The organism is Bacillus sp. FSL M8-0256, from assembly GCF_038005765.1.
GTDB lineage: Bacteria > Bacillota > Bacilli > Bacillales > Bacillaceae > Bacillus > Bacillus safensis.
Map to the genome: position 1 here is coordinate 3,127,354 of NZ_JBBOTU010000001.1, position 14,535 is coordinate 3,141,888.

General features: G+C 42.9%; 15 protein-coding genes. 7 read left to right on the top strand and 8 right to left on the bottom strand.

Features of this window, described 5'->3' with window-relative positions; translation table 11 throughout:
- Nucleotides 1-110: 110 nt before the first annotated feature.
- The 3 genes from NSQ76_RS16280 to NSQ76_RS16290 are packed head-to-tail and all read right to left on the bottom strand — an operon-like array spanning nt 111 to nt 5,482.
- Nucleotides 111-1,892: an acyl-CoA dehydrogenase family protein gene (locus NSQ76_RS16280; RefSeq protein ID WP_341054862.1), complete on the bottom strand. Its 1,782-nt coding sequence runs from the start codon at nt 1,890-1,892 to the stop codon at nt 111-113.
- 14 nt (nt 1,893-1,906) lie between these two features.
- A complete protein-coding gene (locus NSQ76_RS16285) occupies nt 1,907-3,082 on the bottom strand; it encodes an acetyl-CoA C-acetyltransferase (RefSeq protein ID WP_024426007.1) in 1,176 nt (391 codons plus the stop codon).
- A 12-nt stretch (nt 3,083-3,094) separates the two neighbouring features.
- Nucleotides 3,095-5,482 carry a 3-hydroxyacyl-CoA dehydrogenase/enoyl-CoA hydratase family protein gene (locus tag NSQ76_RS16290; RefSeq protein ID WP_341054866.1) on the bottom strand — a complete coding sequence of 796 codons (2,388 nt, stop codon included), beginning with the start codon at nt 5,480-5,482 and terminating at the stop codon, nt 3,095-3,097.
- Nucleotides 5,483-5,681: 199 nt separating this feature from the next.
- Here NSQ76_RS16290 and NSQ76_RS16295 point away from each other — a divergent pair, with 199 nt between their 5' ends.
- Genes NSQ76_RS16295 through NSQ76_RS16305 form a run of 3 tightly spaced genes read left to right on the top strand, consistent with a single transcriptional unit; the run spans nt 5,682 to nt 6,456 of the window.
- The gene (locus tag NSQ76_RS16295; RefSeq protein ID WP_003212904.1) at nt 5,682-5,819 is read left to right on the top strand and encodes a YuzL family protein; all 138 of its coding nucleotides are present in this window, start codon (nt 5,682-5,684) and stop codon (nt 5,817-5,819) included.
- A 44-nt stretch (nt 5,820-5,863) separates the two neighbouring features.
- Nucleotides 5,864-6,097, top strand: a complete 234-nt coding sequence (locus NSQ76_RS16300; RefSeq protein WP_224426662.1) for a hypothetical protein — start codon at nt 5,864-5,866, stop codon at nt 6,095-6,097.
- 11 nt (nt 6,098-6,108) lie between these two features.
- Complete coding sequence (locus NSQ76_RS16305; RefSeq protein ID WP_024423410.1) at nt 6,109-6,456, top strand: spore coat protein; 348 nt, start codon at nt 6,109-6,111, stop codon at nt 6,454-6,456.
- A gap of 215 nt (nt 6,457-6,671) precedes the next feature.
- Here the strand turns inward: NSQ76_RS16305 and NSQ76_RS16310 are convergent, their stop codons facing one another.
- From NSQ76_RS16310 to NSQ76_RS16320, 3 genes are all read right to left on the bottom strand, one after another.
- Nucleotides 6,672-6,923, bottom strand: a complete 252-nt coding sequence (locus NSQ76_RS16310) for a YusU family protein (protein ID WP_024423411.1) — start codon at nt 6,921-6,923, stop codon at nt 6,672-6,674.
- A gap of 71 nt (nt 6,924-6,994) precedes the next feature.
- Nucleotides 6,995-7,825, bottom strand: coding sequence for an ABC transporter ATP-binding protein (locus tag NSQ76_RS16315; protein WP_008347057.1), 831 nt, complete (start codon nt 7,823-7,825; stop codon nt 6,995-6,997).
- 146 nt (nt 7,826-7,971) lie between these two features.
- Nucleotides 7,972-8,418 carry a YusW family protein gene (locus tag NSQ76_RS16320; RefSeq protein WP_025094132.1) on the bottom strand — a complete coding sequence of 149 codons (447 nt, stop codon included), beginning with the start codon at nt 8,416-8,418 and terminating at the stop codon, nt 7,972-7,974.
- Nucleotides 8,419-8,531: 113 nt separating this feature from the next.
- Here NSQ76_RS16320 and NSQ76_RS16325 point away from each other — a divergent pair, with 113 nt between their 5' ends.
- Nucleotides 8,532-9,371 carry an oxidoreductase gene (locus tag NSQ76_RS16325; protein ID WP_341055791.1) on the top strand — a complete coding sequence of 280 codons (840 nt, stop codon included), beginning with the start codon at nt 8,532-8,534 and terminating at the stop codon, nt 9,369-9,371.
- Nucleotides 9,372-9,418: 47 nt separating this feature from the next.
- Here NSQ76_RS16325 and NSQ76_RS16330 read toward each other — a convergent pair whose 3' ends face one another.
- Nucleotides 9,419-10,819: a S1C family serine protease gene (locus NSQ76_RS16330; protein WP_024426010.1), complete on the bottom strand. Its 1,401-nt coding sequence runs from the start codon at nt 10,817-10,819 to the stop codon at nt 9,419-9,421.
- Between the two features lie 326 nt (nt 10,820-11,145).
- On the opposite strand from NSQ76_RS16330, the gene NSQ76_RS16335 reads away from it, so the two are divergent.
- Entirely contained in the window at nt 11,146-11,823 is a 678-nt protein-coding gene (locus NSQ76_RS16335; RefSeq protein ID WP_024423415.1) for a response regulator transcription factor, read from the top strand.
- Entirely contained in the window at nt 11,820-13,151 is a 1,332-nt protein-coding gene (locus NSQ76_RS16340) for a HAMP domain-containing sensor histidine kinase (RefSeq protein ID WP_024423416.1), read from the top strand. Before NSQ76_RS16335 ends, NSQ76_RS16340 begins: the two co-directional genes overlap by 4 nt.
- Nucleotides 13,152-13,171: 20 nt before the next feature.
- On the opposite strand, the gene spxO is transcribed toward NSQ76_RS16340, so the two are convergent.
- Nucleotides 13,172-13,336 carry an anti-adapter protein SpxO gene (spxO, locus tag NSQ76_RS16345; protein ID WP_003212782.1) on the bottom strand — a complete coding sequence of 55 codons (165 nt, stop codon included), beginning with the start codon at nt 13,334-13,336 and terminating at the stop codon, nt 13,172-13,174.
- Nucleotides 13,337-13,528: 192 nt separating this feature from the next.
- Here spxO and NSQ76_RS16350 point away from each other — a divergent pair, with 192 nt between their 5' ends.
- Nucleotides 13,529-14,407, top strand: coding sequence for a TetR/AcrR family transcriptional regulator (locus tag NSQ76_RS16350; RefSeq protein ID WP_034623850.1), 879 nt, complete (start codon nt 13,529-13,531; stop codon nt 14,405-14,407).
- The last annotated feature ends 128 nt before the right edge of the window (nt 14,408-14,535 follow it).

Consider the following 14,535-nt stretch of genomic DNA (forward strand, 5'->3'; position numbering starts at 1 on the left):
GGAGCGAATTTGACATTCGTGAGCACCGGAGCGCAGAACTGACACCGAATGCGAGGGTTTGTCTGCACGCTGAAAGGTGCGGAGTGATATCCGCACCTTTTAAGCCATCCTTATACGATATATTTCTCTGCTTCAAAGATTCGTTTTGCCACTTCGCGCTTTTTGGCGATGACATTGATCGGCGTAAATCGTGTCAGCTTGCGAAGGGCTGACAGGCTCATACGGAGTGAATCTCCTTCCTCCATCGCAATCAAGGATTCTTTTGCATGGGCTTCAATCTTTAAGAAAGCTTCCTGCGTGAAAATTTGTGTGTAAGCAAGCTTTTGTTCATTCTTTTCTGCCCCTGTTGCAGCGATTGCCTTTTCTGTACGCAGAATCGCTGATTCAGCAGCAAAAATTTCATTGACGATATCGGCTATGTTCACAAGAATTTCTTGCTCTTTGTCTAAGGCTTTCCCGTATTTCATGGCTGCCATACCAGCCACCATTAAGGCGATCTTTTTCGCATGGGCGAGCAAATATTTTTCTTGATCGAGCGGCTGATCGCCTGGCTCTTCCGGCATCATCATCATTAGCTCTTCCTGTAAGGTTTGCGCTTTTTGAAGCAGCGGAAGCTCTCCTTTCATCGCTTTCTTCAAGAATGTACCTGGTACAAGCAAACGGTTGATTTCGTTTGTCCCTTCAAAAATCCGGTTAATCCGCGAGTCGCGATAGGCTCTTTCGACCTCGTATTCTTGCATGAATCCATATCCGCCGTGAATCTGCACGCCTTCATCCACAATATAATCTAACGTTTCAGAGCCAAGCACTTTACAGAGAGAACATTCAATCGCATATTCCGCAATGGATTGGGCAATTTGTTTGCCATCTTTTTGCTCTTCATCACTTAAGAGCCCCATCCGCTGTTCAAATAATCCAACCGTACGGTAAACAGCACTTTCCATCGCATAGAGCTTTGCTGACATATTGGCTGCTTTTTCACCAATTAAGCTGAATCGAGAAATTGGTGTTTTGAACTGCTTACGCTGGTTCGCATATTCTGCCGACAATTGAATGACGCGCTTTGATGCACCGATTGTGCCGACTGCCAGCTTATAGCGCCCAATATTTAAAATGTTAAACGCAATCACATGACCTCTGCCAGCTTCACCGAGCAAATTCTCCTTCGGTACTTGGGCATCTTCAAGAATCAATGTTCTTGTCGATGATCCTTTAATACCCATCTTTTTCTCTTCAGGCCCCGTTTTGACACCTGGAAAATTCTTTTCGACGATAAAAGCAGAGAAGTGTTCACCATCAATCTTCGCATACACAACAAAGACATCGGCAAATGCGGAGTTTGTGATCCACTGCTTTTCTCCATTGAGGACATAATGGGTACCTGCTTCATTCAGAACCGCAGTTGTTTTTGCTCCAAGGGCGTCTGAGCCTGATCCTGGCTCAGTGAGTGCGTACGCCGCAATGGTTTCTCCAGAGGCGAGTCCTGGCAGGTACGTTTCCTTTTGCGCTTGATTTCCGAAGAGCACGATTGGCAGAGAACCAATACCGACATGAGCGCCATAGGAAAGTGAGAAGCTTCCTGCTCTAGCGAATTTTTCAGTAATGATTGCTGAACTGATTTTATCTAATCCAAGCCCGCCGAATTCTTCAGGTACATCGACTCCTAAAAGCCCAAGCTCTCCAGCCTTTTTGAGAAGCCTGACCGAATGCTCGAACTCATGGTTTTCAATTTGATCTATATGCGGAACCACATCTTGTAAAATATAATCCTCTGTTGTCTTTCCAATCATTTGATGTTCATCAGAGAAATCCTCCGGTGTAAAGATATGCTCATAATTCGTCTCATCAATTAAAAAGCTTCCACCCTTTTTTACATCTTCCAATGCTTTCATCCTGATTTCCCCCTTTAGATCAATTCAAAAATGCCTGCTGCTCCCATGCCCCCGCCGATACACATTGTGACAATGCCAAATTGCTCGTTTCGCCGTTTCATTTCATGAATAAGTGACAGCGTTAGTTTCGTTCCTGTACAGCCGAGCGGATGTCCGAGCGCAATTGCCCCGCCATTGACATTCACCTTTTCCTCATCAATTCCTAAATGACGAATGACTTGAATTGCCTGAGAAGCAAACGCTTCATTCAATTCAAACAGGCCAATATCCTTCAGCTCAAGTCCAGCGATTTTCAGCGCACGCGGAATGGCTTCAACCGGACCGATACCCATCACTTCAGGCGGTACACCGCCAACCGCAAATGCTCTGAATTTAGCGAGCGGCTGAAGAGAAAGTGAGGATGCTTTCTCACGGTCCATCATCATCACACACGCAGCCCCGTCACTTGTTTGAGACGAGTTCCCTGCGGTCACCGTGCCTTTTGTTGAGAAAGCCGGACGCAATGTGGAAAGAATCTCCTCCGTTGTGCCTGCTCTCACACCTTCATCCTGTGAGAACGTGAATTGATGCTCTTCTAATTGATATTGCTCTCCTACTCGTCGCTCTGTTACATCAACAGGCACAATTTCATCTGAAAATTTCCCTTCTTGAAGTGCCTTTGCTGCCTTTTGATGACTCCTCACCGCAAAGGCGTCCTGATCTTGACGTGTGACCTGATACTTTTGCGCCACTTGCTCTGCCGTGTGCCCCATGCTCATGTAGTATTCAGGTGCTTGCTCTGCCAAGAGAGCATTTGGACGAATGGAATGACCCATCATCGGTACCTGCGACATCGATTCGACTCCTCCGGCTAAAATCGTGTCTGCCTGCCCGAGCATAATACGTTCACCCGCATAAGCGATAGATTGAAGACCAGACGAGCAGTAACGGTTTATGGTGATGGCAGGTACCGTATAAGGCAATCCCGCTAATGCCCCAATATTCCGCGCCACATTTAACCCCTGCTCTGCTTCTGGCGTTGCACAGCCAATGATCAAATCATCTATTTGACCGTCGTATTCACCGGCACGCTTTAACGTTTCTTTTACACATAATGCGCCCATATCATCAGGCCGGACATGTTTTAACGATCCTTTTTTCGCCTTCCCTACTGGTGTTCTTGCGCCAGCGACAATGACTGCTTCTCTCATTTTGACTCCCCCTTAGTTACGTAAAGGTTTTCCTTTGACGAGCATGTGCTGCATACGTGCCTGTGATTTCACTTCTCCTACAAGACTTAAAAAGGCTTCTCTTTCAAGCTCTAATAAGTATTGCTCCTCTACCTCTGTTCCAAATGGCAGTTTCCCGCCGGAAATGACATGAGCTAATTTTTTTACAATGGTCATGTCATGCTCTGAAATGTATCCTGACAGTCTAATATTTTCAGCAGCCAAAATCATCGCTGCATAGCCTGTTTCTCCCATGACCGGCACCTTTTGCTTGAGCGGCGCACGATAACCGGCTTCATCAAGAGAGAGCACCAGTTGTTTTGCATCATAGATCAGGTGATCCCCGTTCATACTGATCCGGTCACTCACGCGGAGCATGTTCATATCCCGCGCATCCTCAGCTGAAGTCGATACTTTTGCCATTGCAATTGTTTCAAATGTTTTCAGCGTGGCATCCTGTATAGCCGTCTGCGACGGCTTCGCTGATCCTTGCAGGTGACGAAGATATAACTCTTTGTTTCCGCCGCCTCCTGGAATCAGTCCAACTCCCGCTTCCACAAGTCCCATGTAAGTTTCGCTGGACGCCTGAATAGCTGCTGCCGGCAGACAAACTTCTGTTCCGCCTCCTAATGTCATCCCAAATGGTGCGGCTACGACTGGGCGATTGCTATATTTCACCTTCATCATTGCCTGCTGGAAGCGTCTGATCACAAAGTCAATTTCAAAGAAATTGTCGTCCTGTGCTTCCATTAAAATCAGGGCAAGGTTTGCGCCAACACAGAAGTTCTTCCCTTGGTTTCCGATGACAAGCCCTTTATAATTCTTTTCCGTCTCATCAACAGCGCGATTGATCATATCAATGACATCTAGTCCAATGGCATTGCTTTTAGAGTGAAATTCGAGCAAGGCGACATCATCACCAATATCGATCAGGCTCGCACCAGAATTTTTGAAGATGACGTCGTGTTTCTTTTTCAATCTAGCTAAAGATATATGTTTGTCGTTTCCTTTTTCCTGTTCATAAGCCCCGTTATGATAAAACGCTCGCTCTCCATCAGCATTCTCTTGATAGAATGTCTCGTGTCCTTTTGACAGCATGTCTTTTACCCATGCTGGAATACTGTGGCCTTCTGCTTCCATGCGTTCGGCAGCTTTTTTGACACCTATTGCATCCCACAGCTCAAATGGGCCGTGCTGCCAGCCGAATCCCCATTTCATGGCGTTATCGATAGACTGAATATCATCCGCAATTTCACCTTTTAGATGAGCTGAATAAAGAAGTACGGGCGCTGTCATATTCCAAAGTAGTTGCCCTGCACGGCCATCCTGATAAATAAGCGCTTTCAACTTTGCTTTTGCACCCTTTTGCTGTTTCGCCATTTCAATGCCTGGATCTTTTAGCTTTGTGCGTTCTCCATATGTGAGCGTCACTGGGTCAAGCTCTAAAATGACCTTCCCATTTTTTTGATAAAAACCTTGGCCTGCCTTGCTGCCAATCCATCCTTTTTCGAGCATTCTTTCAATAAACTCAGGCAGCTGAAAAATCTCTTTTTCCTTTCCTTCTACCTGTTCATATACGTTTCGTGCCACATGAGAAAACGTGTCGAGTCCCACTACATCCAGTGTACGGAAGGTCGCACTTTTCGGTCTTCCAATGAGAGGTCCTGTGACAGAATCCACTTCTCCGATGGTGTATTTGTTCTCAAGCATTTCACGCACTGTGACAAGAAGTCCATAAGTGCCAATGCGGTTTGCAATAAAGTTCGGTGTGTCCTTTGCTTCAACCACACCTTTGCCGAGTACATCCTCGCCAAATGTTTTCATAAATGACAGTACTTCTGGATCGGTTTCTTGAATAGGAATGATTTCTAAGAGCTTTAAATAACGAGCTGGGTTAAAAAAATGTGTGCCTAAAAAATGGCGTTTAAAATCATCTGATCGGCCTTCTGCCATTTTTTCAACTGAAATACCGGATGTATTGCTTGATACGATGCTTCCTTCTTTGCGGTGTTCGTCGATGAGAGAGAATACGTGCTTTTTGATGCTGAGCTTTTCAGTGACGACTTCAATGATCCAGTCAGCATCGTGTAATAAGGAAAGGTGGTCTGTGAGATTTCCCGGTGTGATGTATGATAGGTTTTTTGCTGAAGTAAGAGGTGCTGGCTTTTGCTTTAACAATTTTTTCATCGCTTCTTGACTTAATCGATTCCGAACACTAGGGTGATCAAGCGTCCGCTTTTTCGCCGTTTCTTCCTTTGTCAGTTCATTTGGCACAATATCTAGCAGTGTAACTGGTATCCCAATATTGGCTAAATGTGCAGCAATGCCTGAGCCCATGACACCTGAACCAATGACAGCCGCCTTGCGAATATGTTTGCCCATAAATATCCCCCTAAACATTTTGAATGAACAGTCATTCATTTTTTGTCCAAAAAAAAGCAATGCCTCTTTCTTTATCTTAAAAGATTTTCCGAAACAGTTCAATAGCAGATTTCAAAAATTTACACATTCTCGTGTGCCTTATTTTGCGGCGTATGAATTAAAGATGAGAGGGAATTGTAAGAATGGAGGTGATGTCCACATGTCTCGTTTGAAGAAAAACCCATCGAAAGCAGGCGTTAGTGCTGCAAGTGTAAAAGGAAACGCAGGTCCATCACAGGAAGCAGACCTAGGCGGGAAAAAAACCAGTCAAAATCAGCAATATAAAAAGAATCAGTAAGGAAACAAATTCGTAAGGAGGAACACAAGTTGAACAATCAGCAAATGAATATGCCCCCAGAAGTCATATCAGTGAAGGATTCCTTGTACTTAGAGGATATGCTCAACTGGAACTTGATCGCCATGAAAAAGGCTCATTTTATGGCCGAGCATTGCCAGGACCAAACATTGAAACAAGAATTAAATCAAGTTGGGCAAATGCATCATCAGCATTACACACAAATTCTTCAGCATTTAGGCAGCTCAGGGCAAGGCCAGTCTACTGGCTTTATGCAATAGGAGGAAAAAACATGGAACAGCAAAACCAACAAAAAATCGGGAATCCACAAACTCCGGTCCCCACAACAACCAACATGAACGATCGTGATTTTGTCACAGATCTCTTGTCGACTGAAAAATATATGACAAGTGGATACAACACAGCGCTCAATGAATTCAGTCATGAATCTCTTTATCAGGATATTCAGCGAATTGCACTGGAAACACAGAAAACACAAAGACATTTATATGATGTCATGTTCCGATATGGCTGGTATTCTGTTGAAGCCGCTGATCAGCAAAAGCTCCAGCAGGCACACCAGAAATTCCAGCAAACACTGACAGATCAATCCCCGTACGGTTCATCACAAATGTCATAAGAAAAAAACTGCCAGTTGGAGCTGGCAGTCAATTGTTGATAAAGGGCTAAAATGATTTTTATTTTAGCCCTTTGTCTTCTTTTCAGCGTGATAGAAAACCTTTGCAGTCTAGGAAGAACGGCTACTTTTGCGGAGCGAATTGAACATTCGTGAGCACCAGCGCACAGGACTGACAAAGAATGCGAGGGTTTGTCTACACGCTGCTGGCAGTTTTTTTAACGGTCTTTATTGGCGCGGTGAGCTTCGTTCAACTGTTTGATTCGTTGAATCGTGTGTTTGATTTCTTCTTTTGCTTCTGGATACGTTTCATTGAAATGCTTTGCTAGCGGCGGCATGCTTTTTGCGATATGGGAGTAGATCACCCATTGTTTCACATCTTGTTTCAGCTCGTCTGTTGATTCACCGAGCAGCAGCTCTGTATATTTATCAAGCAAGCCTTCCAGCTTTTCATCTAATTCATTTCCCATTGATATTCCGCTCCTTTTTCAGAAAAAAGCCTGACTCTGTGAGACACAGATGTCAGGCTTTTGACATACGATTATCTTGCAGCAAGAAACGTTTCAGCTTGCGCTTGCTGCACAATACAGCGTCCTCTACCGTGCGGAATACATAATGGTGTTCCAAATAAAGGATCTGTTGTCACTTGGCAATTCATATCAAAGACATTTTTCACGAGATCACAATTAATCACTGTTTCTGGTCTACCTTCTGCATAGATTGACTTGTCTTTAATCGCGACAAGATGATGAGCATATCTGCATGCAAGATTGAGGTCATGAAGAACCATCACAATCGTGCGCTGCTCTTTCTCATTTAAATCAAACAGAAGGTCCAAAATTTCGATTTGATGCGTCATGTCTAAATATGTCGTCGGCTCATCTAACAAAATAATATCGGTCTCTTGGGCCAGCGTCATCGCAATCCATGCACGCTGCCTTTGTCCACCTGATAATGAATCAACGGTCCGATCAGCAAGATCTTCCATCTTTGTTGACTTCAATGCGCGGTTCACAGCTTCTTCATCTTGCTTCGACCACTGCTTCAGCCAATTTTGATAAGGATATCTGCCTTGCTTCACTAACTGATGCACGGTTAATCCTTCTGGCGCTTCTGGTCCTTGTGGAAGAATGGCGAGCTGTTTCGCTACTTCTTTTGTTGGTAATTTTGCAATGGAATGACCTTCAAGCAGGACAGAACCACCCATTGGCTTCATGAGTCGGGCCAAAGAGCGCAGTAGCGTGGATTTACCACATCCATTACTGCCAATAAATACTGTGATTTCACCCTTAGGGATTGATACATTTAGTTCATCGATGATCATTGTTTCTCCGTAGCCTAAGCTTAAACCTTCAGTAGAAATGGCACTCATTCCGCTCAAACGCTCCTTTTCTCATCCAAATTTTTATATGAAATATCGTCTATGTACAGACGTAAAAGATCACTTATCTCAATTTAGTGTATCAGATTTAAGTGATCTTGAAAATCATTTTCAATTAAAAAATGAGAAAGTCTCGTTTATTTCTTCCTTTGGAATGTACGTTTGGTCCCATCCTCGAGCTTTAAATCGATCTGAATCCGCTGATAATCATCATCTAAATTAAAAGCAGTTAATAGTTCATTTACATACGCTTCATTGATCTTTGCACTAGGAATCGACATATCATTCAGCTTCATCTTCATCTCGCGCAAGGCTTCTTCTCCTTCATAGCGGGCTCCATTCATATGGTCACGAATGATTGCTTCCTCTTTGCCTCTTGCCTGACGGTAGGTCGCTTCGTATAATTCGTTTTTCTGTCCATATTGGACAAGCAGATGCACATGCTGAAATGGCAGTTCCTTCATTTGAACAGCTGACAGACTTTCTGCTTCTGCTTCATGTGTTTGTTGTAACGGTTCAACTGATTGACAGCCGGACAGCATAAAGAGCAGCACTCCTATTCGTCCCGCCTTCTTCCAACACATCATGTGTTTCCTCCTATTTCACAGCATCGCTTTTTATTTTTCTCCAGGCTCCTTTTTGTTATTCAATAAAACAGCCCACTATGATAAATTGAAACAAAAAGGAGGACCGGATGATGAAAAGAACAGCCATTGTAACTGGTGCCAATAGCGGCTTTGGCAAGCTCATCACGATGTGTCTCGCAAAGCGGGGCTATACAGTGATTGCCGGCGTCAGACAGGAAACCAATGCCAAAAAGCTAGCTGAAGAAATCGAGGAAGCCTCTTTATCTAGCATGATACATATTGAAGCGTTAGATGTGACCGATACGCAGTCGATTCAAGCATTTCAGAAGAAGCTTCATGCTTATGCACCCATTACACTGCTTGTGAACAATGCGGGAACAGCCTTTGCTGGTTTTGCGGAGGAGGTTCCTGTCGATACATACCGCCAGCAATTTGAAGTGAATGTCTTCGGTGTGATGGAAATGACCCAAGCCGTGCTGCCGTTTATGACGAGTGGTGCAAAGATTTTCAATATGAGCAGTATCAGCGGATTAATGGGAATGCCTGCACTTTCTCCATATGTATCATCTAAGTTTGCGTTGGAAGGCTATACAGAAAGCTTGCGGATTGAACTGGCTTCGTTCGGTATACAGGCGGCCTTGATCGAGCCAGGCTCTTTCCAGACGAATATTTGGAACACTTCCATGAACGAACAAATGATTCAGCCAGCAGAAGGATCGAAATACACAAAACTCTATCAAAAGATGATGGCCCATATTGATGCCCAGAAATCCAACTATGGAGATCCTCGTGAAGTAGCAGAGCTTGTTGTACGTTTAGCAGAAAAGAGACGGCTGAAACGGCTGAGATATCTTGTTGGAAAAGGTGTACGACTTTCATTCACAGCAAAGCAGCTTCTGCCGTGGAACATGTGGGAACAGATCATACTACGTACACTTTCAAAAAAATAAGCACAAAAAAAACAGGTGGACATGTTGACATCCACCTGTTTTTTCATTTATTCGCTATCTGACTGTCCAAGGGTAATATCTAGATTTTTATTCTTTCCTTCACGGATGACAGTCATTGTGGTTTTATCGCCGACTTTTGTTTCTTTGTAAAGAATTTCTTTCAGCTGAGAGCTGTTCACTACGTCTTTTCCTTTGAACTTAATGATGACATCTCCAGATTTCAAGCCTGCTTTTTGAGCAGGTGAACCTTTTGAAACATCCTTTACGTAAATGCCTTTGCCGATTTGTTTATCAAATAAGCCGAGCGTATTTTCCTGATACGTCTCAGGCACTTGCTCAAGGTCAATCATTTGTACGCCAAGGTATGGACGTTCGACTTTTCCATTTTTCAACAGCTCATCTACAATCGGTTTGACATCGTTACTTGGGATCGCAAATCCGAGTGATTCCACACCGCTTTCGCTGATTTTCAAGCTGTTGATGCCAATGACTTGACCATCTGTATTGATCAGTGGCCCCCCGCTGTTTCCTGGGTTAATGGCTGCATCTGTTTGCAGTACATTCATCTCCACCGTACCAGATGACGTATTTGCTTCTACAGTACGATCAAGACCACTAATGATTCCTTCTGTCACAGTACCTGAGAACTGTGCACCGAGCGGATTCCCAATGGCAATGACTTTATCTCCAGCACGAAGCTTAGAAGAATCACCAAAGCTCGCCACTTTATCAATGCCGTCTGCGTTCATTTCAACAACGGCTAAGTCGGTCATGACATCACTGCCGACAAGCTTGGCGTCTTTTGTTTTTCCATCATAAAGGGTGACCTTGATTTTATTGGCCCCTTCGACAACGTGGTTATTTGTAATAATGTACGCTTTTTTGCCATCTTTTTTGAAGATGACACCAGAGCCTGTTCCAGCTTCAGCTTCTGTTTGATCACCGCTCAAGCCAAACGAGTTTTGTGTAGATTGATAGTTTGAGACCCCAACAATAGTGGGCTCTAAATCTTCTACCATATCAGCCACATTTGTGGCATTTGTGATTTGTTTTGTCGAGAAATTATCTGAGGCTGCCGGCTCGCTTGATGCGGTCTGCGTTTGCGTGTTGGCAGCTGTATCCTGTGACTGCGGCAAAAGCGGTGTAATGCCAAGTACAAGACCCCCGCCAATAATTCCTCCAAGAATTGGGCTGAGCCATGCCGCCTTCCGCTTTTTCTCTTTTTTCGACGCACGGTCATCCACCATTTGAGGAGAATGTTTTGTCACACTCTCCTGCGAGGCAGATGCTTCATTTTCATGCTGGTGAAAAACAAGATCCTTCTCTTTTTCTGGTGCGTCTATTTGTTTCTCATTCTCTTGATGGGTATCTTTTTGATGATTCATTTCATTGTCTTGATTTTCTGGATGATTCATCTTATTCTCTTCATCTTCTCTTCGGAAATCCATCGCTTGCACTCCTTTACATCATGTTTCATTCATATGTCTAGATAGGACTCAGGTCCTCTTAATGGAAAGATCATTGAAAAATACTTTATGGCAATATGTCAAATTATATAATACTTATTCATAGAAAAAAAGCAAGGTGCGCACATTGATGAAAAGCACCTATTCATCCGCCTTTTGTCTATGCCCTTTTTTCCCTTGACCTTATCATAATCAAACATTATGGGATAATGATGAGAAGAATATGTGAAATTGTGAAAAAAGCGTGTGATTGTTGACATGCCGCCTTCGTATCCCGTTATAATGACGTTGAGAGGATGTGGAAGACTTTGTCGTACACCATTTATTTAGTTGAAGATGAACAAAATTTAAATGAACTGTTAACCAAATATTTAGAGAGTGAAGATTGGAATGTCTCCTCTTTTTTAACCGGAGAAGCGGCACGCGAGGCCATAAACAAGCCGCCGCATCTATGGATTTTAGATATCATGCTGCCTGATACAGACGGCTATACCCTCATAAAAGAAATTAAAGCCGCATCACCTGACGTACCGGTCATTTTCATTTCAGCACGTGATGCAGATATCGACCGTGTCCTCGGTTTAGAGCTGGGAAGCAGTGATTATATTGCAAAGCCGTTTCTTCCTCGTGAGCTGATCATTCGGGTTCAAAAGCTGCTGGAGCTTGTGTATAAAAACAGCGATACCCCGCAGCAGCAAAGCGTCACTTCAGTTTCTTCTTATGTCATTCATGAGGATGTAAGAGAGGTCTATGAAGAGGGGCAGCTCATTAACTTAACTTCTAAGGAATTTGACTTGCTGCTTTTATTTACACATCACCAGGGACATGCTTTTTCTCGTGAAGATATCCTCGTCAAGATTTGGGGACACGATTACTTCGGGACAGATCGTGTGGTGGATGACCTTGTCAGACGGCTGCGCAAAAAAATGCCCGACTTAAAGGTCGAGACCATCTATGGATTTGGCTATAGGATGCTGAAAGGATGAAGAACAAACCGCTCGCTTTTCAAATTTGGGCTGTGATCTCTGGCATTTTGCTCACCATTTCCATTGTCCTGATTATTCTATTTTCCAATACATTACGTGACTTCTTCACAAATGAAATTTATAAAAATATCGAAAATGAACAGCAAGTGCTGACAGAATATCCATTGAACCGAGACGGCTCGCCAAAGTCGACACCGGAAAACCGCTCCGTGCAGCACATTTTGATCCCGTCAGATGAATTAGATCAAATGGCGCAGTTTTTTCCGCATGCTTTTATTGAGAAAATCCAATCGTTTGTGAAAAAACAAAAAAGCGCAACGAAACGGTATTCTGAAGAGGTGAACGGCCAGCATATCTTTTTTGTCATCAAAAAAGTATCATCAGGCAATACACAATATATTCTTCTGTCCTATGCACCAGATTCTTATCGAGATGACCTGTCCTTTACGCTGTTTAAACAGCTGATCTTTATCTTAGGCACTGTTATTTTACTAAGCTGGATTCCATCGATTTGGCTTGCCCGCTATCTATCCCGACCAATCGTTGCGTTTGAAAAGCACGTCAAACGGATTGCCCAAGAGGACTGGGACGATCCTGTCATCGTTGACCGGCAAGATGAAATTGGCAAACTTGGTCATACCATTGAAGAAATGAGACAAAAACTCATTCAAAAAGATGAAACAGAACGGACACTTTTGCAGAATATTTCACATGACTTAAAAACACCTGTCATGGTCATCCGCGGCTACACGCAGTCCATTAAAGATGGTATTTTTCCTAAGGGAGATCTTGAACAAACGGTGGAAGTCATTGAAGGTGAAGCGGAAAAGCTTGAGAAGAAAATCAAGGATCTGCTGTACTTAACAAAGCTTGATTATTTATCTAAACAACATCCCGCACATTCTTCCTTCCTACTCAGTAATACGATGCTGGAAGTGGTCGACCGAATACGCTGGTCGAAAAATGAATTGCAGTGGAACGTGGACTTAGATGATGAGGCTGCTCTTGAAGGCGATCCAGAACAATGGAGCAAATTATTTGAGAATGTACTAGAAAATCAACTTCGCTACGCAAAAAGTAAGATTGATATTCAGATGAAACAAGAAGAGGATCAAATCCGCATTGTCATTCGTAATGACGGTCCTCCAATTGAAGAACATATGCTGTCCAACCTATACGAACCTTTTAGTAAGGGAAAAAAGGGCGAATTCGGTATTGGATTAAGCATTGTCAAAAGAATTCTTTCAATGCATCAAGCGTCCATATCTATTGAAAATGATGATCTAGGTGTACGTTATACAATTATGGTTCCTAAGAAGAGACTGTAGGTTTTTGACCGCAGTCTTTTTTAGATGAAAGAATACCCATTAAAATCACGGTATGTGGCTTTGATCTTTTTGCCAGCTTGATACATCCATTTCTTTTCAATGGTTGTCTCTTTCGGCATTTTGACTTTTTCTACTTGAATCCCTTTTGTTCGCAAGCGTCTAATCATATCATCGATTTCTCTCATGGAACATCATCCTTTCACATATTTTGACCAGTTGGTCACCTTACTTTATAATATAAAGAATTACACTGTAAAAAACAAGTTACAATCTGATTAATTTTTGAAAACTTTCGTCGTTTATGACCAATAAGTCACATCTCTTTGCGCACGTTTCCTAAGACATTTGTCTCTCGGTAAGAAAGGATGACATTCATATTGAAAAAGAAAGAAAAAATGATCATTGAGGCTGGCATGAAATTATTTGCCAGCAAAGGCTACAACACAACGTCTGTTCAGGAAATTGCGGATGAATGCCACATGTCAAAGGGTGCTTTTTATCTTTATTTTAAATCAAAGGAAGCATTGCTCATTTCGATCCTTCATTACTATTACGATAAGGTATTTACCCGGATTCATGAGGTTCAAACAGAGGGCGGCACACCAAAAGAAGCCTACCGCAAACAGCTCACTGTCTATTACGATAATATTTTGCAGCAAAAGGATTTTATTAAAATGCAGCTGAGCGATCGAGCGCTTCCTATGACTCAAGAAACGCAGCAGCTCGCAAAACAAATTAGGCTTGCGACGATTCAGCTTCATATCGATAATATTAAACAAGTGTATGGAGACGATGCCATTCCTTATATGGCTGATTTATGTTTGACGATTGAGGGCATGAGCCACGTTTATTTCGAGCTTGCGATTTTATATGATTTTCAGCTGGAAGCAGAAGAGCTTGCCACAACCATGATTCACCGTATCGATGATTTGATGGGCGGTATGATGAAGCGAAATGATCTTCCTCTCATTTCTGTAGATCAAGCGAGCGATTGGTTTGGTCCGATTTATGAAAGGTCATTCGATCCTCTCACAGAATCTCTTTTACAGGAATTAAGAGAGATGGCTGAAGCACACTATGAAGTGAAAGACGAGCCTGAATTATTTGAAGCACTTGGCATTCTGGAAAATGAATTAAACAAACAAAAACCAAGACAAGTCATCGTGAAAGGCATGCTGTACCAATTGAAATTATATGCACCGCTTCAAACCAACTCCGAATCTCTTTTGCGCATTTTGAAAGAGGATCATTTGTAAAACCCAGGGGATGCCCTGGGTTTATTGTTGTGATAAAAAATCAAAATCCTTATGTGTCATTTCAGGAAGTTTGCTGGCTTGAACTCTATTTAGTAAGTCATCTACATATCTTTGAACAGCAAGCATGT